Annotated in this window: 15 protein-coding genes and 1 tRNA gene; 9 read left to right on the top strand and 7 right to left on the bottom strand. The window is 58.8% G+C overall.

Annotation, left to right across the window (positions count from 1 at the left end; genetic code table 11):
* Nucleotides 1-41: 41 nt before the first annotated feature.
* Nucleotides 42-950 (top strand): KPN_02809 family neutral zinc metallopeptidase, encoded by a 909-nt coding sequence (ypfJ, locus tag O9X91_RS05050; RefSeq protein ID WP_142911713.1) that lies wholly within the window; start codon nucleotides 42-44, stop codon nucleotides 948-950.
* Nucleotides 951-989: 39 nt separating this feature from the next.
* On the opposite strand, the gene O9X91_RS05045 is transcribed toward ypfJ, so the two are convergent.
* Complete coding sequence (locus tag O9X91_RS05045) at nucleotides 990-1469, bottom strand: DUF2938 domain-containing protein (RefSeq protein ID WP_142911712.1); 480 nt, start codon at nucleotides 1467-1469, stop codon at nucleotides 990-992.
* A 122-nt stretch (nucleotides 1470-1591) separates the two neighbouring features.
* On the bottom strand, nucleotides 1592-3682 hold the full coding sequence (mcpU, locus tag O9X91_RS05040) for a methyl-accepting chemotaxis protein McpU (RefSeq protein WP_142911711.1): 2091 nt from the start codon (nucleotides 3680-3682) through the stop codon (nucleotides 1592-1594).
* A 329-nt stretch (nucleotides 3683-4011) separates the two neighbouring features.
* On the opposite strand from mcpU, the gene O9X91_RS05035 reads away from it, so the two are divergent.
* On the top strand, nucleotides 4012-5409 hold the full coding sequence (locus O9X91_RS05035) for an MATE family efflux transporter (protein ID WP_142911710.1): 1398 nt from the start codon (nucleotides 4012-4014) through the stop codon (nucleotides 5407-5409).
* A 37-nt stretch (nucleotides 5410-5446) separates the two neighbouring features.
* Here the strand turns inward: O9X91_RS05035 and carA are convergent, their stop codons facing one another.
* Nucleotides 5447-6652: a glutamine-hydrolyzing carbamoyl-phosphate synthase small subunit gene (gene carA / locus O9X91_RS05030; protein ID WP_077983104.1), complete on the bottom strand. Its 1206-nt coding sequence runs from the start codon at nucleotides 6650-6652 to the stop codon at nucleotides 5447-5449.
* A gap of 335 nt (nucleotides 6653-6987) precedes the next feature.
* Here carA and O9X91_RS05025 point away from each other — a divergent pair, with 335 nt between their 5' ends.
* Nucleotides 6988-7440, top strand: coding sequence for a GatB/YqeY domain-containing protein (locus O9X91_RS05025; RefSeq protein ID WP_077983088.1), 453 nt, complete (start codon nucleotides 6988-6990; stop codon nucleotides 7438-7440).
* Nucleotides 7441-7821: 381 nt separating this feature from the next.
* Here O9X91_RS05025 and O9X91_RS05020 read toward each other — a convergent pair whose 3' ends face one another.
* Both O9X91_RS05020 and O9X91_RS05015 read right to left on the bottom strand, forming a co-directional pair.
* Nucleotides 7822-8154 carry a BrnA antitoxin family protein gene (locus O9X91_RS05020; RefSeq protein ID WP_142911709.1) on the bottom strand — a complete coding sequence of 111 codons (333 nt, stop codon included), beginning with the start codon at nucleotides 8152-8154 and terminating at the stop codon, nucleotides 7822-7824.
* On the bottom strand, nucleotides 8105-8290 hold the full coding sequence (locus tag O9X91_RS05015) for a BrnT family toxin (protein WP_244614211.1): 186 nt from the start codon (nucleotides 8288-8290) through the stop codon (nucleotides 8105-8107). The genes O9X91_RS05020 and O9X91_RS05015 overlap by 50 nt, the downstream gene beginning before the upstream one ends.
* A 232-nt stretch (nucleotides 8291-8522) precedes the next feature.
* Between O9X91_RS05015 and dnaG the strand changes: the two genes are divergently transcribed.
* From dnaG to O9X91_RS05000, 3 genes are all read left to right on the top strand, one after another.
* Entirely contained in the window at nucleotides 8523-10508 is a 1986-nt protein-coding gene (gene dnaG / locus O9X91_RS05010; protein ID WP_142911708.1) for a DNA primase, read from the top strand.
* A 393-nt stretch (nucleotides 10509-10901) separates the two neighbouring features.
* The gene (gene rpoD / locus O9X91_RS05005; protein WP_077983090.1) at nucleotides 10902-12956 is read left to right on the top strand and encodes an RNA polymerase sigma factor RpoD; all 2055 of its coding nucleotides are present in this window, start codon (nucleotides 10902-10904) and stop codon (nucleotides 12954-12956) included.
* A gap of 196 nt (nucleotides 12957-13152) precedes the next feature.
* The gene (locus O9X91_RS05000; protein ID WP_269826270.1) at nucleotides 13153-14076 is read left to right on the top strand and encodes a DUF930 domain-containing protein; all 924 of its coding nucleotides are present in this window, start codon (nucleotides 13153-13155) and stop codon (nucleotides 14074-14076) included.
* A 20-nt stretch (nucleotides 14077-14096) separates the two neighbouring features.
* Here the strand turns inward: O9X91_RS05000 and O9X91_RS04995 are convergent, their stop codons facing one another.
* Nucleotides 14097-16649: an HWE histidine kinase domain-containing protein gene (locus tag O9X91_RS04995; RefSeq protein ID WP_269833378.1), complete on the bottom strand. Its 2553-nt coding sequence runs from the start codon at nucleotides 16647-16649 to the stop codon at nucleotides 14097-14099.
* A 252-nt stretch (nucleotides 16650-16901) separates the two neighbouring features.
* Here O9X91_RS04995 and O9X91_RS04990 point away from each other — a divergent pair, with 252 nt between their 5' ends.
* Both O9X91_RS04990 and O9X91_RS04985 read left to right on the top strand, forming a co-directional pair.
* Complete coding sequence (locus O9X91_RS04990) at nucleotides 16902-17324, top strand: secondary thiamine-phosphate synthase enzyme YjbQ (RefSeq protein ID WP_142911705.1); 423 nt, start codon at nucleotides 16902-16904, stop codon at nucleotides 17322-17324.
* A 151-nt stretch (nucleotides 17325-17475) separates the two neighbouring features.
* Nucleotides 17476-17811, top strand: a complete 336-nt coding sequence (locus O9X91_RS04985) for a hypothetical protein (RefSeq protein WP_137410730.1) — start codon at nucleotides 17476-17478, stop codon at nucleotides 17809-17811.
* 167 nt (nucleotides 17812-17978) lie between these two features.
* On the opposite strand, the gene O9X91_RS04980 is transcribed toward O9X91_RS04985, so the two are convergent.
* Nucleotides 17979-18722: an SIMPL domain-containing protein gene (locus O9X91_RS04980; RefSeq protein WP_142911704.1), complete on the bottom strand. Its 744-nt coding sequence runs from the start codon at nucleotides 18720-18722 to the stop codon at nucleotides 17979-17981.
* A gap of 178 nt (nucleotides 18723-18900) precedes the next feature.
* Here O9X91_RS04980 and O9X91_RS04975 point away from each other — a divergent pair.
* Nucleotides 18901-18976, top strand: a tRNA-Ile gene (locus O9X91_RS04975).
* The last annotated feature ends 66 nt before the right edge of the window (nucleotides 18977-19042 follow it).

The raw sequence follows: 19042 nt of genomic DNA, 5'->3' as shown, positions 1-19042 counted from the left end.
TATAAGGCAGCTTGTTGAGGCGGAACCGCCGGGAGAAGAGCATGGAATGGAGAGGGCGCCGCCAGTCGGACAATATCGAGGACCGGCGCGGCATGTCGGCGGGATCGGGCGATCCTTTTTCCCGTGGCGGGATGCGCATACCTGTCGGGCGTCGCGGCGGCGGTATAGGGATCGGCGGTCTTCTGGTCATTCTGTTGATCAGCTGGGTGCTTGGGATCAACCCGCTGACGCTGCTGACCGGCGGCGATTTGTCGATGGACGGCGGCGGCACGACGCAACAGCAGTCCGGCACGCGTCCGCAGGGCCAGTCGTCCGACGAGACGACCGCCTTCGTACGCACCGTGCTGGCGGAGACCGAGGATACCTGGAGCGGTATCTTCCAGTCTGCCGGTGAAACCTATCAAAAACCGACACTGGTGCTGTTCTCCGGCCAGGTGTCTTCCGCCTGCGGCAATGCTTCCGCTGCCAGCGGCCCGTTTTATTGCCCTGGTGACCGCAAGGTCTATCTCGATACCAACTTCTTTAAGGAACTGGATCAGCGTTTCGGAGCCGCCGGCGATTTCGCGCAGGCTTACGTCATTGCGCATGAGGTCGGCCACCACGTACAGAATCTCACCGGTGTCCTGCCGGAGTTCAACCGTCGCCGCCAGTCGATGAGCCAGGTGGATGCCAACAGGATGTCGGTGCGTGTCGAGCTTCAGGCGGATTGTTATGCCGGCATCTGGGGCAAGTTTACCGAGCAGAAGGGCATTCTCGAGGCCGGCGATCTTGAGGAAGCGTTGAACGCGGCTCACCAGATCGGTGACGATACGCTGCAAAAGCAGACGCAAGGTTATGTGGTGCCTGACAGCTTCAACCACGGCACGTCGGCTCAGCGCATGGAGTGGTTCAAGCGCGGTTTCCAGAGCGGCCGTGTCGAGGATTGCGATACGTTTTCGGCGAATATCTGAGAATCAACAGGAGAGGGGGCTTTTCAGCCCCCTTTTCATTTAGCGCATCAAAAGCGCCACGACATACATGCCAAGGGCGAAAACCGTATGGGCCACAAGGTTGAGGAAGCGGACCTTGTTCGGGTTGGGGGTCTTCGACGCCGCCCAGCCAATACCGAGTCCCGGCTGCAACAGGAACCAGCCCGCGCCGACCGTTATGATGCCGACGACCCACGGCGCAATGAAGGAAGGATTGGCAAACCACGCGGCCGGGACCACCAGAGCAAGAACGATGCCATAAAGAATGCCGACGGCGTAATGCGAAATCCAACCGAGTGCCAGTTCGTGCTCATAGGGTTCAGCCGTGGCGATGCTGTGGTGAAATATCCGGCCCTTCGGCACGTGCCAGAACCAGCGGCCGACCGGCGCCCAGTTCGGCGCGGACTGGCCGAAGAACCGGTGCAGCACGATTGCCCATATATCCATAAACACGGTGCCGCCAATGCCCATGGCAATGCCGCGCCAAATCAGTTCCAGCATGAATCCCTCCGCATGATCATGATCGATCAAGCTCTAGCGGATCGCGCCGGTGGCGGAAACCGGCTATTGCCGGGGCGGACAAGAAAATGGCCGGATCGCTCCGGCCATTTTCTTTTTTGCCATCACGCAGCCCGCCCATATTCCGCTTGCCGCTGGGTTGCCGTAGCAAGCTGGAATTGTGCGAGCAGCTCGTTGAGCGCTGCCGCTTCAGAGGCGAGCCCATGGCTTGCGGCCGTCTGTTCCTCGACCATGGCGGCATTCTGCTGCGTACCCTGATCGATGGTGTTGATGGCTGTGTTGATTTCCTGAAGGCCGGTCGACTGTTCGCGCGATGAGGTCACGATAGCGTCGATGTGGCGATTGATCTCCTGCACTTCGCGGACGATGGTTTCCAGCGCCTTGCCGGCATTGCCGACGAGATCGACGCCGGACTGCACCTGCGATGTCGAGGCGTTGATCAGCGTCTTGATCTCCTTGGCCGCATTGGCGGAGCGCTGAGCCAACTCGCGTACTTCCTGCGCGACGACGGCAAAACCCTTGCCGGCCTCACCGGCACGGGCGGCCTCTACACCGGCGTTGAGCGCGAGCAGGTTCGTCTGGAAGGCAATTTCGTCGATCACGCCGATGATGTTGCTGATCTCGGACGATGATTTTTCGATGCCCTCCATGGCGCGAACCGCATCTTCGACAATGACGCCGGACTGTTCGGCGTTGCTGCGGGCGCGGTCGACCAGACGGCCGACTTCTTCGGCACGGCGGGCGGAATCCTTGACGGTGGTGGTGATTTCCTCAAGCGCCGCCGCAGTCTCTTCCACGGACGCCGCCTGCTGTTCGGTGCGCCGTGCGAGATCGTCGGCGGACTGGCGGATTTCGCCGGCGCCGGCGTCGATGGCGCGGGCGTTCTGGCCGACGGTGCTGAGCGCTGCATTCAGCTTGGCAACGGAATTGTTGAAGTCGTTGCGCAGGCGATCGATGCGGGAGACGAAAGGCGTATCGATGCGATAGTTGAGATCACCGTCGGAAAGATGCGCCAGACCTTTGGCAAGCGAGTCGACCGCGAACTGGATGTCCGCCGCATCTTTTGCCGCCAGTCTCTCGCGGTCGCTGCGCTCCTGTTCGGAAAGCGTGCGGTTCTGCTCGGCGTCGTCTTCGAGGCGCAGGCGTTCCATGGCGTTCGAGCGGAACACGGCAACGGCTGCGGCCATCGAGCCGATCTGGTCGGTGCGTTCCTGACCGGGAATGGCGACATCGAGATTGCCGGCGGCAAGCCCTTCCATGGCCGACGTCATCTGCGTGACGGGGCGGACGATGAAGCGGGAAAGGACGGTTGCGAGAAGTCCGATCATGATCGTGGCTGCGAGGATCGTGGCGATGGTTGCCGCCAGCCGGAACTGGCCGATTGCGCTGTAGGCGACGTCGGAATCGACCACGAAACCGAGATACCAGTCGACCGAAGGCAGGCCGGCTACGGGAATGAAGCTGGTGATCTTGCCCTTGCCGTCGATCTCGGTCTTTGAAATCGCGGAGGAAATCGCCGGCGTGTCGACCTTGAAGAGATCGGCCAGCGGCTTGTCGACGAATTTTGGGTCGGGATGGATGAGGATCTTGCCGTCCTTGCTAACGAGGAAGGCGTATCCATCCGTGCCGGCATCCACCGACTTGATCATCTTCACCAGCGAATCCAGCGAGAAGTCACTGCCTGTCACACCAGCAAGCTTGCCGTCGATGGAAACGGGAATGGCGGCGGTGATGATGAGGCCGCCGGTGGAGGCGTCGTTGTAGGGTTCGGTCAGAACCGTCTTGCCGGCTTTCACGGCATCCAGATACCACGGACGCTTTCGCGGATCGTAGCCTTCCGGCAGCGGTGTCTTCGGGAAGGTTGTAAAGGTGCCTGTCTCGGCATTGCCGAAATAGGTCGACATGAACTGTGCCGTCAGCACGTCGTTTTCCAGAAACCGCAGCTTCGCGTCGTCCTCCGGGAGCTTGGCCAAGGTCGCTGCCACCGTTTCCGTCAGCATGATGCGGCCATTCAGCCAGTTGGCGATGCTTTGCGCAGCCTGCTTGCCGGAGGAATCAATGTTTTCCGCGACTGCTTCGGTCGTAACCCGATGCTGTAGGCTGTCGATGTAATAGGAAAAGCCTGCAAAGGCTGCGACGACGAGAGATGACGCGGCAACAAGAATGCGCGTCATGAGATTTGTTTTCTTCGGCAAGCTACAGATCCTTGAAGCCGGATGTACCGTCGAGGTCATCTTCAACATTGATGGGGGAAACATGCCTCAAAGGCGGGAATATTCTGCGTCATGCAGCTTATGATTTTAAAGAACTATCCGATGTTCTAATAAATAGAGGCGAATGGTAAAATTGGACTAAATTTGTCTTTCGTCAGGGCGCAATACGGTCGGATTTCGCCTGGCTGCCGATCTGCGTAATTTTTAACCATGCACTGCTGCCGGTTGCATGCAGACAGCGATTATTTTATTCATCCCTGTGCTGCCGTTGCGCAATTCGCGGGCAACGGCCAAAGTTCAGGTGAATTACAATGTCTTCGTCGGTTGTTGCAGGAACCGTTCCTTCCGGATCGGGGTCGTGGTTTTCGCATTTTAAGGCTACGCTTGCGCTCGGAATTCCGCTCATCGGTGCGCAGCTCGCACAGCTTGGCATCCATACAACGGATATGGTCATCGTCGGCCAGCTTGGAGCCGAGAAGCTGGCGGCGATGGTGTTGGCCGGGCAGTTCTTTTTCGTCGTCTTCATTTTCGGCTCCGGCTTTTCCGTCGCCGTCGTGCCGATGGTAGCGCAGGCTTACGGGCAGGGCGATGCAACGTCCGCGCGCCGATCGCTGCGCATGGGCATGTGGGTGGCGATCGCCTATTGGCTGCTGGCTCTCCCGATCTTCATGAATGCCGAGCGCATTTTGCTCGCGCTTGGGCAAAACCCTGACGTGGCCGCATTGACAGGTCATTATCTTGCCATCGCCAAATTCGGCCTGCTACCGGCATTGCTGTTTTATGTGCTGCGCGGGCTTGTCAGCGCTATCGGCCGAGCTGGCGTCATTCTTTATGTAACCATCATCATGCTCGTCATGAATGGTATATTGGCTTACGCGCTCGTGTTCGGCCATTTCGGCCTGTCGGCCATGGGCATGAATGGCGCAGCCGTCGTTGCCGTCATCGTCAACGCTTTCAGCTTCATCTTCATCGTCGCTTATGTGCAGACGCGTGACGAAACGAAGAAATACGAGCTCTTCGTGCGCTTCTGGCGACCGGATTGGCATGCGCTTTTCGAAGTGCTGCGCCTTGGTTTGCCGATCAGCATCACCATTCTTGCCGAAGTGACGCTGTTTGCTGCAGCCTCCATTTTGATGGGGCAGATCGGCACCGTGCAGCTTGCGGCGCATGGTATTGCCCTGCAGCTCGCCTCCATCGCCTTCATGATACCGCTCGGTCTTTCCCAGGCGGCAACGGTTCGTGTAGGCGTGGCGCGGGGGCAGGGGGATTTCAAGAACCTCATCCGTGCCTCGATCATGATTTACGCCATTGCCTGCGGCATCGCCATTTGCGGCGGCATCCTGTTTGCGGCCGTGCCGGAATTCCTGGCGAAATGGTTCCTGGATGCGAAATTGCCCGAGGCGGCGGAAGTGCTTGCCTATGCCAGCAGTCTGGTGGTGATTGCCGGCATCTTCCAGCTGGTGGATGGTATTCAGGCGGTCACGGCGGGCCTGCTGCGCGGGTTGAAGGATGCACGCATACCGGCGATGCTGGCACTGATTTCCTATTGGCCGATCGGCCTGGCGCTTGCCTGGACCATGGCTTTTCCGCTCGGCTTTGGCGGACGCGGTGTCTGGTTCGGCTTCGTGATCGGTCTTTCGACGGCTGCCGTTCTTCTCACCATCCGCTTCGTGTTGCTTGTGAAGCGTGAAATGAAAACGGCCCGCTGAGAAGCGGGCCGTATGTAACTTCCGGATTGGAAAAGTATCAGCGCTCGGCGAGCGCTGCCTCACCCTTCTTTTCACGCAGCAGGTTGACGAAGCGGCGGAAGAGATAGTGGCTGTCCTGCGGGCCCGGCGATGCTTCCGGATGGTGCTGGACGGAGAAGACCGGCTTGCCGGTGATGCGCAGGCCGCAATTGGTGCCATCGAACAGCGAGATATGGGTTTCCTCGACGCCCTCGGGCAGCGACTTGGTATCGACCGCAAAGCCGTGGTTCATCGAAACGATTTCAACCTTGCCGGTCGTGAAGTCCTTCACCGGGTGGTTCGCGCCGTGATGGCCCTGATGCATCTTCTCGGTCTTTGCGCCCACGGCAAGACCGAGCATTTGGTGACCGAGGCAAATGCCGAAGATCGGCAGGTCGGTCTTGATGAGGTTCTGGATGACGGGAACGGCATATTCGCCCGTCGCAGCCGGGTCTCCCGGACCGTTGGAGAGGAACACGCCATCCGGCTTCAGCGCCATGATGTCTTCCGCAGACGTCTGCGCCGGAACGACCGTAACCTTGCAGTCCAAACCGGCAAAGAGGCGCAGGATGTTGCGCTTGACGCCGAAATCGACGCAGACGACGTGGTACTTCGCATCGGCTTCGCCGAGCGTGCCGTAACCCTTGTTCCATACCCATGGCGTTTCCGTCCAGGTGGAGGACTGGCCGGATGTCGCTTCGATCGCGAGATCGAGGCCGACGAGACCGCTCCATGCCTTGGCTTCCGCCTTCAGCGCCTCGATGTCGAAAACGCCGTTCGGATCATGGGCGATGACCGCGTTCGGCGCACCGTTTTCGCGGATCCAGGCCGTCAGCGCGCGGGTGTCGATGCCGCAGAGGCCGATGACGCCGCGGGCCTTCAGCCAGGCATCCAGATGCTTGACGGCGCGGAAATTCGAAGGGTCGGTGATATCGGCCTTGAAGATGACGCCGACGGCGCCGCGGCGGGCGGCGGGTGTGAGGTCTTCAATGTCTTCGTCATTGGCGCCGACATTGCCGATATGCGGGAAGGTGAAGGTAACGATCTGGCCAAGATAGGAAGGGTCGGTGAGGATTTCCTCGTAACCCGTCAGCGCCGTATTGAAGCAGACCTCGGCCTGAACCTTGCCGGTTGCGCCGATGCCCGTTCCTTCAATCACCGTGCCATCGGCAAGAACAAGCATTGCGGTCGGTTTGCGGGTAGTCCAGGGCGCTGTCTCGGTCATCTCGTTCCGTTTCTGCCGCTTCGCACCCCGCCTCTTGAAAGGCAGGGGGTAAGGGGCCATTTTTGTCGCAGGCTTCGTGACATAAAGGGGCGCGCGATAAAGCTCGCGTTCCGACCCTTCGTTAAAATCTCGTGCAGGTGCCGGAAAATAACGAAAGCAGCCCAAGCGGTCAACCGCAGGGCCAAGATTTACGCGGAATTAAACCACCGTATTTTCAAGGTCTTATGCATTTGATTTGCTTGAGCGTGTCTGCTCGTTTATGTCGTTTCGCAAAATGAGGTGGAAAGTTTCCGTATCAAGACGCTGCGGAAAGCGCTTTCCCAAGGAGAAGAAAAATGATGCGCGACACGTTCGCAACCGCTTTGAAGGACGCATTGAAGGGTCGTGATGCACGCCGCACCTCGACCGTGCGTCTCATCCAGACTGCCATCAAGGATCGGGATATCGCCAATCGCGGCGTGGGCAAGGACCCCGTCAGCGACGAAGATATCATGCAGATTCTGACCAAGATGGTGAAGCAGCGGGAAGAATCCGCAAATATCTATGAAGGCGCCGGCCGTCCCGAGCTTGCCGCTCAGGAGCGCGAGGAAATCGTCATCATCAAGGAATTCATGCCGGAGGAAATCCCGGCCGAGAAGGTGCGCGAACTCTGCCAAGCCGTCATAGCCGAGACCGGCGCCGCCGGCCTGCGTGACATGGGCAAGTGCATGAACGCGCTGAAGGAGCGTTATCCCGGCCAGATCGACTTCGCGAAGGCTTCCGGCGTCGTCAAGGATTTGCTGAAGTAAGTTCGGGGATCCAAGCACTTCCAGGAAAAGTGGAACCCGGTTTTCCGTCCGGAAATGCGCCAAAACAAAGAGTAAGAGTATTTTTGCGATTCGAAGATAAGCGAAAAACACTCTAAAAAGTAAAGGCAGGGCAGATGTGGGCTGCCCTGCCTTTTTTCTGTCGACAAAAACGCATTCCGGCGGATCAGAATGCTCTCAAACGCAGGCGTTTTTCGGGGGACGTGCCTGCGGGCGTCGGCAGATTTCTGCGATTTCGTTTCTTTGACTGTGGCTATGTTTTTACATCGCGCGGAGAGACTGCTCAAATTACAAAAACATAATTTTTAGTGATGATGCAGTGCCACAAATTTGCCCAAAGCAGGCGAAAGGGCTTTGCCGCCCTTAGCCTTGCCGCTTTTTTTGCTCGTGCACATAGTGGCGCAGGACGGCATTCATGCGGGTTTGATAACCCTTTCCTGTGGCCTTGAAGAAATCCACGACATCCTGATCGACGCGAATGGAAATTGACTGTTTGGGAGTAGGGAAAACCACTTCGGCCTTCGACCAATCGATATCTTCAAAGCCGGCCCAATCGGGATCATCGCGCGTGGCGCGGTCGATATCCTCGTCGGTCAGGGCGTCGACGCGCGCCCAGTCGGTCGCGCTCTTCTCGCCGCGAGCGCGCTTAGCGCGAATTTCTTCCAGGGTAGTTCGCATTATAGAGTTGTTGCTCATTTTTTCTCGCCGCGCGCGCCGATATGATCCGACATGTCTCGCCCCGCATCGTATAAACGACAGCTATGAGGCGCCCCGTGAATGGGCAAATAGCGCGTATGCGAACCTCTCCATTTTGGTCAGAAGGTAATTCGATATGAGGCTCGAACAGTGCCTCGACAGCGTCCTCGAAATCGATTCCATGCGCTGCCTACAACTGATGTCAGTTCATAGGCACGCATGCGTCGAATATGTATATACACCCGTATGTTCTTCTGTATATACACCATGTCAATGCCGCCTGTGAATAGTGGGTATTGTTTATCTCTCCATTTTGTATTGCGGCTCTTATGCGCTTATATGAAAGACTGGCCTCGAACAGGTAACCCATGCGCTTTTCCAATTCTTTCCTCGATGAGATACGCGACCGCGTGAGCATCTCCGATGTGATCGGCCGACGTGTGTCCTGGGATAAGAAGAAGACCAATACGTCGCGCGGGGATTATTGGGCCTGCTGCCCGTTCCATGGCGAGAAAAGCCCGAGCTTCCATTGCGAGGATCGCAAGGGGCGCTACCATTGCTTCGGTTGCGGCGTTTCCGGCGATCACTTCCGCTTTCTGACCGAGCTTGAGGGCTTAAGTTTTCCGGAGGCCGTGCAGCAGATCGCCGATATGGCCGGCATTTCCATGCCGCAGCCCGATCCGCAGGCGGAAAAGCGGGAACGCGAGCGGACCTCGCTGCAGGACGTCATGGAAATGGCGACGCTGTTCTTTCAGGATCAGCTGCAAACGGCGCTTGGCGCTCGGGCGCGGGCTTACTTGCGTGATCGTGGGCTGACCGGGCGCACCATCGAGACGTTCCGGCTGGGTTATGCGCCCGATAGCCGCAATGCGCTGAAGGAGCATCTGGCGAGCAAGGGTGTGACGAAGGAGCAGATGGAAGCCTGCGGGCTGGTGGTGCATGAGAATGTGCCCGTCTCCTATGACCGGTTCCGCGACCGGATCATGTTCCCGATCCTGTCGTCACGGGAAAAGGTGATTGCTTTCGGCGGCCGCGCCATGGCGGCGGATGCGGTGGCGAAATATCTCAATTCCAACGAGACCGAGCTCTTTCACAAGGGCAATGTTCTCTATAATTTCGCCCGCGCACGGCGCGCCTCGCAGGCGGCAGGCGGTTCGGTCATTGCCGTCGAAGGTTACATGGATGTTATCGCGCTCTATCAGGCGGGTGTGGAAAATGCCGTCGCGCCGCTCGGCACGGCGCTGACCGAAAGCCAGCTCGACCTTCTCTGGAAAATGTCACCGCAGCCGGTCCTCTGCTTCGATGGCGATGGCGCTGGCATTCGCGCCGCAAACCGTGCGGCCGATCTCGCCTTACCGCATATCAAGCCGGATCGTTCCGTCAGCTTCGCGCTTCTGCCCGATGGCAAGGACCCGGACGATCTCGTGCGGCTGGAGGGGCGTGCGCCCTTCGACCGGGTGCTTTCGGAAGCCAAGCCGCTTGCCGCGATGATCTGGAGCCGTGAGACCTCCGGCGTCACTTTCGATACGCCGGAAAAGCGCGCCCAGCTCGAAAGCCGGCTGCGGCAGATCGTGGCCGTGATCGGCGACGAGACGGTGCGCCGCTTTTACCAACAGGATATGCGCGAGAGGCTGAACGGCTTTTTCCAGCCGCGTTTTCAGCAGGGCGGAGCACAGGGCGGCAATTTCCGTCGCAATGGCGCTCAGCCGGCGGGACGCGGTTTCCAGCGCAATGCGCCGGGGCGGGGCGGGGCGATGGCCGCACCGGCCAGCAGCATTTCAGACCGGCTGGCGCAATCGGGTCTCGTCAGGGGTTACCAGACCAAGCCTTCGCTCCGGGAAAGCGTTCTCGCCATCACCATCGTCAATCATCCCGAATTGCTGCTCGAGGAATATGACGAGATCGCCGCCATCGATTACGAGAACCGCGATCTGCAGCGCCTGTGGTCGACGGTGCTGACATATGCGGCGGAAAGTGCGGCGGATATTTCGCGGGCCGGGTTGATCGAGCGCCTGTCGCAACAGGGTTTCGAGGTGCTTCTGAAGGCGATGGATCAGCAGGTTCGCAATGCCCGCCTGTGGACGGCGACGGAGCAGGCGGCGATGGAGGATGCGCGCGAGGGATACGTGCAGGCTCTTTCCCTGCATAAGAGGACGAAATCCCTGCTCTGGCAAAAAAAGGAACTGGAGCGCGAAATCGCCGAAGCGACAGACGACGAGCGCGGCACACTTCTGGTGCGGGCGCTGGCCGAAGTTCAGCTTGAAATCGGTCGTATGGAAAATCAGGAGGCTATCATCGATGGTTTCGGGGTCATGTCCGGCCGGGTGAAGGGGCCGGCCTTCGGCCATGGCTGAGAGGCCTGGCCAAGAATTGAAAGGCGGGTGGGGTTGCCTTTTGCGGCAGGCGTCCTAAATAGGGGTTAGTCTGGTGATAACCCGCAAAATGCGGCTCTTTTTAAGAATTTCCTTGGCTGTCTCGCCCTTAAAGGCTTGACGGGGGGGGAAATAGCGGGAATCACCATTTCATGAATAGTAAAGTGGAATGAGCCTTGGCGGATAGAAATTGCATGAGCAAGCATTTCCGGGTGCACTGTCTTTGCATTCTGCCTGAGGCTGCCGTGGTTAATCGGCAATTAAAGATCACTCCGTTAGGTGTCTGACAGTGATTCGCGGCAAACGCTGGATGCTCAAGGGGCGGACGGCGATGCTGCGGAACAGGTGTTAGCGTCAGGGAAAGCGACGAGATAGATGGCAACCAAAGTCAAAGAAAACGAAGAAGCAGAAAACGAACGCGACGGTGCGACGGACGGCCCGCTTCTCGACCTTTCGGATGACGCGGTCAAGAAAATGATCAAGGCCGCCAAGAAGCGCGGCTATGTAACGATGGACGAGTTGAATTCCGTCCTGCCGTCCGAAGAGGTGACCTCCGAGCAGATCGAGGACACGATGGCGATGCTGTCCGACATGGGCATCAACGTCATCGAGGACGAGGACGCCGAGGAAGCTGCCGGCAGTGACGACGACGGCGATTCCGATGGTGAGGAATCCGAGGGCGGCGAACTCGCTCCTTCCGGCGGCACCGCGCTTGCGACCGCAAAGAAGAAAGAACCGACCGACCGCACTGACGACCCCGTGCGCATGTATCTGCGTGAGATGGGTTCCGTCGAGCTTCTGTCGCGCGAAGGCGAAATCGCCATTGCCAAGCGCATCGAGGCCGGCCGTGAAACTATGATTTCCGGCCTGTGCGAAAGCCCGCTGACGTTTCAGGCGCTGATTATCTGGCGCGACGAACTCAACGAAGGTACGACGCTGCTGCGTGAGATCATCGATCTCGAAACCACCTATTCCGGTCCGGAAGCCAAGGCGGCTCCCCAGTTCCAGAGTCCGGAAAAGATCGAGGCCGACCGCAAGGCCGCCGAAGAGAAGGAAAAGACCCGCAAGCTGCGTGCACCTTCCGGTGACGATGACGTGACGGATGTGGGTGGTGACGGCCTTCCGCCAGAAGAGGAAGAAGAGGACGACGACGAGTCCAATCTTTCGCTTGCCGCGATGGAAGCCGAACTGCGCCCGCAGGTCATGGAAACGCTCGACACCATCGCCGACACCTACAAGAAGCTGCGCAAGCTTCAGGATCAGCAGGTGGAAGCGCGTCTCGCCTGCACCGGCACCCTGTCTTCCGGCCAGGAGCGTCGGTACAAGGAACTGAAGGATCAGCTGATCACGGCCGTCAAGTCGCTGTCGCTGAACCAGAACCGTATCGACAGCCTTGTCGAGCAGCTCTACGATATTTCCAAGCGCCTGATGCAGAATGAAGGCCGGCTGCTGCGCCTTGCCGAATCCTATGGCGTCAAGCGTGACAGCTTCCTTGAGCAGTATCACGGTGCGGAACTCGATCCGAACTGGATGAAGTCGATTGCCAATCTGGCCGCCCGCGGCTGGAAGGAATTCGCTCGCGAGGAAAGCAACACGATCCGGGAAATCCGTCAGGAAATCCAGAACCTCTCCACGGAAACCGGCATTTCCATCGCCGAATTCCGCCGCATCGTTTCGATGGTGCAGAAGGGCGAGCGCGAAGCGCGGATCGCCAAGAAGGAGATGGTCGAGGCCAACCTGCGTCTGGTGATCTCGATTGCGAAGAAATACACCAATCGCGGTCTGCAGTTCCTCGATCTCATTCAGGAAGGCAATATCGGCCTGATGAAGGCGGTTGATAAGTTCGAATATCGCCGTGGTTACAAGTTCTCGACCTATGCGACCTGGTGGATCAGGCAGGCGATCACCCGTTCGATTGCCGACCAGGCCCGCACGATCCGTATTCCGGTGCATATGATCGAAACGATCAACAAGATCGTTCGCACGTCGCGCCAGATGCTGCACGAGATCGGCCGCGAACCGACCCCGGAAGAGCTGGCCGAGAAGCTCGCCATGCCGCTTGAAAAGGTGCGCAAGGTTCTGAAGATCGCCAAGGAGCCGATTTCGCTCGAAACCCCCGTGGGTGACGAAGAGGATTCGCATCTCGGTGACTTCATCGAGGATAAGAACGCGCTGCTGCCGATCGACGCCGCCATTCAGGCGAACCTGCGCGAGACGACCACCCGCGTTCTCGCTTCGCTGACGCCGCGTGAAGAACGTGTTCTGCGCATGCGTTTCGGCATCGGCATGAACACCGACCATACGTTGGAAGAAGTCGGCCAGCAGTTCTCGGTGACGCGCGAACGTATCCGCCAGATCGAGGCGAAGGCGCTGCGCAAGCTGAAGCATCCGAGCCGTTCGCGAAAGCTCCGGAGCTTCCTCGACAGCTAAGCTGTTTATTTCTTTTAAAATTGAACCCGGTCAGTCACCTCTGGCCGGGTTTTTTGTTTCCCGCACTGGCGAACTCTGCGACAAGCCCTATGTGTGAAACATATCGCTTTCCGCTTTGCCGGAAATGCTCGGTTTCGATTTGGTTCGATTGATGCAACAGGTTTCGGCAAGCAGGTGGAAAGGGAAGGGATGGGCAGTGCCCATCTCCGTGCTGCTGCATCTGGCCGTTGTCGCACTGTTCTTTTTTGAATTGCCGGAGCGGATAGCCGAACCGCAGGAGCCGGAGAGCGTCAGCGTCGAACTCGTGCCGCCGCCCGAGGAAAAAAAGGCGGAAGAGGCCCCTTCGCCGGGTGAAGAGAAGGCTAAAGAGGAAAAGCCAGAACCTCCGCCACCTCCGCCGCCAGCTCCTCCGGCAGAAGACGCGAAAACTTTGCCGCCGCCACAGGCGACGCTACCGGCCATCGCCATGCGGCCTGAGGAAACGCGGGCGGATCCCGAGGACAAGCCGGGCAAGACGGAGGAAGCGGAAAAGACCGAGCCTTCCGAAGAGCCTGCAAGCCAGCCTGAAAAAACGGCTGAGGAAAAGCCCGCAGCTCCTGCCGCCAACAGCGATCTTGAGGCTTCCGCCGCACAGGGGGAAATCGCGGTTTCACCCGTGAAGGAAGAAACGCAGCCCGATCAACCGCCTGTACCGCAGGCCAAGCCAACTGAAGAAAAGCCGGCGGAAGTGACGGAAAAGAAACCCGTAAAACTTCCGGCGGCCAAAAACCTCCTGTCTTCGTCCATGCTGTCACCGGCCCAGAGACGTCAGATGTTTGGCGATCTGCCACCACGTCGCCGCGTCGTTCAGCTTTGCAGCACCGAAGCCCTGGCCCAGATTCAGAGCGCAGGATTTGCCGCCAGGGGCATGATCCCCTATTCGGACACGGGCGGCAGGATTTCCGGTAACTCAATCGATGCTTCCGGCGGCGCGTTCAACACGGGCAATGGCTGGCATGACGTTTCGTTCCAGTGTGAAGTCGATCTGGAAAATTACACGGTGACGGAATTCCGGTTTAAAATTGGGAATGAGGTCAGCCCGGAAGACGCGAAAAAGCGCGGCTTTACAAGATTTCAGTAGGGCTGGTTCGTATCAATCTCCTACACCCGCTCCGCATCCCCCACCAGCAGCCCAATGCCCGCCATCAGCGCATCCTCGTCATAGGGCTTGCGGATCACCGGGACGGCGCCGAATTCATCCGGCACCATGCTGCCATCCGCATAACCGGTGGCGAACATGAACGGAATGCCACGGCGGTGCAGTTCGCGGGCGACGGGAATTGAGGTGTCCGAGCCGAGATTGATGTCGAGAATAGCCACATCAGGCACATAGCTCTTCAGCTTTTCAATTGCCATCGCCGACGAGGTTGCGGTTTCGATTGCCTTGATGCCATTATCTTCCAGCATGTTCTCGACATCCATGGCGATCAGCATCTGGTCTTCGACGAGTAAGACTTTCAATGGCTCCTCCCGGTTATAGCGTCTGGGCTGCGGCGCAATTTCAAGTTCGGTTCGCGTGTCGGTACTTGCCGTGGCCGACGAGACGTGACGGGAGGGCAGGAAAATTTCCGCCTCCAGCCCATCCGGCAGATAGCGCATGGTGCTGCGCCCACCGAGGTCATAAGGAATACTGCGGCTGATGAGTGCCGTACCGAAACCGGCGCGCGATGGCGTCGGCAGTTTGGTCGGCAGGATTTCACGCCACTCGATCTCGCAATCGCGGTTCTCGTTGATGTCCCAGCGCACATGCAATTGCCCGCCATTTTGCGAAAGCGCGCCGTATTTGGCGGCATTCGTCGCCAGTTCGTGCAGAACCAGCGCCATCACCGAGAAAGCGCGGGAATCGAGTGTGACCTGGGGGCCTTCAAGCTTCACCGTCGTTTCCGGAGAGCGATGCGGCGACAGTTCGGCATCCAGAAGATCGCGCAGCGCGCCGCCGCCTTCGCCGCGAATGATCTGGTCATGGGCAAAGGACAATGCCTGAATGCGGCCCTTCAGGGCGGTCACATATTCCTGCAAGGTCTTGCCCTCCTGCGAGGGATTGCCGACCAGCGATTTGATGATGGCCAGAACATTCTTGACGCGGTGGTTGAGCTCCTCGTTCAGCATGCGCTGACGCACTTCCGCGCGTTCCCTCTCGCCCGCCATCAGCTCGCTGTGATGGAATGCGACCTCGACCAGCGCAATTCTCGCCGCTTCCGCGATCTCCCGGTCGGCTTCCGACCAGGGCTGCGCCTGCAAGCGGACCGTCTCTTTCCAGATCGCAAAGCTCTTGCGCGGGGTAAGGCGGTCGCCCATCGGGCCGGTCTCATAGGATTTTTCAGGATTGCCGGCCCAGTTCAGATTTTGCACGATCTCCTTGCGGAAAAACAGGAGATAGTCGTTCTTGACCTGCGACAGCGGGATAGCGAGCATTCCCGCCGCGGTGCCGGCGTAGATTTCCGCTTCCGGTATGGCCTGCGAGAGGGCGTGCGTCGCCCAGACCTTGCCTTCCGAAGCCGAAGCGACAAAACGCGCCAGCCTTGGAATGGCATTATGCGGCGGCGTTGCGCCATGGCCGTGCCAGTTGTTATCGACCCAGAGCCCAACGCCGTCGCAGGGCATCAGATCGGCAAAATCCTGAAAGCTGTCGACCAGCAGTTCTTCAATGTTGGCGTGATGGGCGGCAAGCTGAAGGAAGCGGTCAAGAGCGGCATGGGCATGGTTGACGGTATCGAGCCTGCGCTTCTGCTTTAGAACCTGCAAATGCATGGAGAAAAATTCCCCGAACATTTCCGCAGCGATCCGGACTGGCATCGTCAGCACGCGCGGCGAATAATGGTGGCAGGCGATCAAGCCCCACAGCGCACCGTCGACAATCACGGAAATCGACATGGAAGCAGCAACACCCATGTTGCGAAGATATTCGCAATGGATGGGCGAGACGCTGCGCAGATGCGCGAAGGACATATCGAGCGGCTCGCCGGAGGCATCGACAACCGGCAGGACGGGAACACGGGCGCCGCTGGCATCCGAGATAATGCGCAGCGTATTCTTGAGATAAAGCGCGCGGGCCTGCTGCGGAATGTCGCTGGCGGGGAAATATTGCCCGAGAAAGCTTTCCAGCTCCGGCTGCTTCGCTTCCGACAAGACCTTGCCTGCGCCATCCTCCTCGAAGCGGTAGATCATCACCCGGTCATAGCCGAGCGTCGCCTTTATCAGCCGCGTCGTTCTGGAGATCAGGCTTTCGACGCTGTCCGCTTCGCGGATGCGGTCCACCATCTTGCGCGCGGTGCCGAGCGGCTGCGTCTCGTTGCGGGAGGGTTCGAATTCGATGATCGTGGTGGATTTGTAGCGGTGGAGCGAAATGTCGAAGCCGCGACCGTCGCTCATTTCCACGGCGGGCAGCATGGCGGGACGCGTGGTTCTGCCGGTGACGGTGAGCGCATTGCGGAGATCGTGGACAAGTTTTTTGCCGAGCACCTCCTCGGCGGTTTTGCCGTTGATGTCGCCTTCGACGCCCAGCATTTCGCGGCAGTTTTCAGAATGCCGCAGCACCATGCGCATGGCGTTATCGCAGGCGATGAGGCAGCCATGCGGTTGAATATAGCCTGGGATGTGGATGGGTTCGCGGTCGCAATTGGTCAGATCGACATGATAATCACTGGGTGCCATGAATCAGTCTTTCGCACCCTGTGTCTGTCTTGGACGAGGACCATTGTGTTCGTAAAGAAAAGGGTAAGCCTGGATAATTCATTCTGACAGTGCCAACCCTTCCCCGTTTTTTGCAACTGTGACACCGGTGTTCCGTTCTGCTTTATGGGCCGTCGTCACGCTATTGTCGTATCCCTTACGTCATCGGATACAAATTGACATGCTGAAACGTTGGCATCGCCAATTTTGTTCCAGCTCAGTGAAGGAAAAAATGTGCCGCAGAGAAAAATCATCGTCGCCACCCGGGGGCAGGGACTTTATGAATTCACATCCGAGGCCAAGGCGTTCGTCAGCCACGCCGGCGTGGAAGAAGGCTTGCTGACGATCTTCGTCCGGCACACATCCTGCTCGCTGCTCATTCAGGAAAATGCCGATCCCGATGTGCGGCGCGATCTCACGGCGTTTTTCTCCCGCCTCGTCCCGCCTTCCGACGATCCCTCCATGCGCTGGATCATCCATACGCTCGAAGGTCCCGACGATATGCCCGCCCATATCAAATCAGCGCTCACCACGGTTTCCATTGGCGTACCGATCAGCGACGGCAGGCTCGTGCTCGGCACTTGGCAGGGCCTTTATCTTTTTGAACATCGTGACCAGCCGCATCGCCGCGAAATCGTGCTGCATATCTCGTCCTGAGATACGGATCCAGAGCGCCATGCTTCGCGTTAAGCACCCTGAACGCCTGCTGAACATTCGGTTCTGTTAATATTCAGGCGGGCGGGTCTAGGGTCTCGTCAATCGCCGGGGGATGTTCCCCTGTCGGCAAAGAAACAAACGGAGTGAGTTCATGTTCAGCACCTTCGCAAAAGCCGGCCTGGCTGCCCTCATCGCCCTCGGTGGAATTTCCGTTACTGCGCCAGCGGCTTCCGCAGGCTCGGACGTTCAGTTCAGGGTTCAGGTTCAGGATGGTTATGGCCATCGCCCCGGCTGGGGTCGTCCGGATCGCCCGCGCCGTGGCTGCTCGCCCTGGCTTGCGGAAGAAAAGGCAGGCCGCATGGGTCTTCGCCGCGCCCGCGTGGTTGATGTGTCGCCGCGCCGTGTCGTGGTGGCAGGCTTCGACCGTCGCGGCCGTGATCGCATCGTTTTCGCCAATGAGCGCGGTTGCCCGGTGATCCGGCGCTAACGGCGTATAGCCTTATCGATCTGCTGATACCCCCGTCCGGCGGAACGATTAAAAAATGCCCCTCGCTTGTCCAAAAAGGCAGGCGAGGGGCATTTCGTTTTGTATCATGCCAATGGCCAAACTTCGGATGGCGAAGAGCGGCACAGGAGTGCCGCCCGCCGCCGATCTTACTGCTCGAGAGCGAAAGTGACGTTGACCACCACGCTGTAGCTGTTCTCGCCCGAAGCGATCGGCACGCTGTCGGCTTCCTTCATCATCGAAGCACGCATCATGCCCGCCGGTACCGGCATCGGGCGCTGCGAGTTCTCGCTGATCTGAATGACGCGGCCAAGCTTCACGCCCGCCGCTTCCGTCAGCGTCTTCGCCTTGGCGAGAGCATCGGCGACGGCCTGCTTGCGGGCCTCGGTCACCGTCGCTTCCGGCTTGTCATTGGTGAAGGTGATGTCGCCGCCCTGGTTGATGCCGAGCTTGACGGAGGTATCGAGGATCGCGCCGAGCTTTTTCAGGTCGCGCACCCGCACGGTCAGGCCGTTGGACACCTGATAGCCGGTGATCTCGGGCGCGACATAGACGCCGTCCTTGGGTTCATAGTGCTTATAGAGCGGTTGCACCGAAAAGTTGCTGGTCTGCAGGTCGCGGTCCTCGATGGCGGCCTCTTTCAGCGCCTTTAGAACATCGGCAAGCGCCTTGGAGTTTTCGGTCAGCGCCGCAGCCGCGGTCTCCGCCTGCTTGATGACACTGAAGGACAGGATCGCCATGTCGGGGACAATGGCCGACTGGCCTTCACCGGAAACACTGATGGTGGCTTCGCGCGGGGAAGCTTCCTGCGCAGAAACCTGGGCGGCGAGCGGCATCATGGCTGCTGCGGTCATTGCGGTGAGTGCGAAAAGGCGAGCCGTTTTTGTCTTCATGGTGTTTCCTCGTTGATTGTGTCCCTTTGAAGGGTATTGCCCTAGATTGTGTAGCTAATACGGCGGCGCTGCTTTGCGAAAGCATCATTGGCTTGTCGGGCTCAAAAAATTACGTTAGAGCGTGACCCACCGGATTCGAGCCATTGCGAACCGGTGCTTCGGACTGATTTTCCGAAAGGGGCCTGTAGCTCAATGGTTAGAGCCGGCGGCTCATAACCGCTTGGTTGGGGGTTCGAGTCCCTCCGGGCCCACCATTTTCTTTCAACATCAATTGCTTGGGATGTTTCGCTGCTCTTCGAGCGCGCGCGTCTGTCACGTCT

The sequence above is a fragment of the Agrobacterium salinitolerans genome (assembly GCF_027498475.1).
GTDB lineage: Bacteria > Pseudomonadota > Alphaproteobacteria > Rhizobiales > Rhizobiaceae > Agrobacterium > Agrobacterium salinitolerans.
The sequence above is the reverse complement of the archived record's forward strand: the minus strand, read 5'-3'. Positions and strand labels throughout refer to the sequence as shown.

What these genes read in the sequence shown, in the direction of transcription:
- ypfJ (WP_142911713.1), top strand. Translation starts at nt 42, where the DNA reads ATGGAATGGAGAGGGCGCCGCCAGTCGGACAATATCGAGGACCGGCGC.
- O9X91_RS05045 (WP_142911712.1), bottom strand. Translation starts at nt 1,469, where the DNA reads ATGCTGGAACTGATTTGGCGCGGCATTGCCATGGGCATTGGCGGCACC.
- O9X91_RS05035 (WP_142911710.1), top strand. Translation starts at nt 4,012, where the DNA reads ATGTCTTCGTCGGTTGTTGCAGGAACCGTTCCTTCCGGATCGGGGTCG.
- carA (WP_077983104.1), bottom strand. Translation starts at nt 6,652, where the DNA reads ATGACCGAGACAGCGCCCTGGACTACCCGCAAACCGACCGCAATGCTT.
- O9X91_RS05025 (WP_077983088.1), top strand. Translation starts at nt 6,988, where the DNA reads ATGATGCGCGACACGTTCGCAACCGCTTTGAAGGACGCATTGAAGGGT.
- O9X91_RS05020 (WP_142911709.1), bottom strand. Translation starts at nt 8,154, where the DNA reads ATGAGCAACAACTCTATAATGCGAACTACCCTGGAAGAAATTCGCGCT.
- dnaG (WP_142911708.1), top strand. Translation starts at nt 8,523, where the DNA reads ATGCGCTTTTCCAATTCTTTCCTCGATGAGATACGCGACCGCGTGAGC.
- rpoD (WP_077983090.1), top strand. Translation starts at nt 10,902, where the DNA reads ATGGCAACCAAAGTCAAAGAAAACGAAGAAGCAGAAAACGAACGCGAC.
- O9X91_RS04995 (WP_269833378.1), bottom strand. Translation starts at nt 16,649, where the DNA reads ATGGCACCCAGTGATTATCATGTCGATCTGACCAATTGCGACCGCGAA.
- O9X91_RS04985 (WP_137410730.1), top strand. Translation starts at nt 17,476, where the DNA reads ATGTTCAGCACCTTCGCAAAAGCCGGCCTGGCTGCCCTCATCGCCCTC.
- O9X91_RS04980 (WP_142911704.1), bottom strand. Translation starts at nt 18,722, where the DNA reads ATGAAGACAAAAACGGCTCGCCTTTTCGCACTCACCGCAATGACCGCA.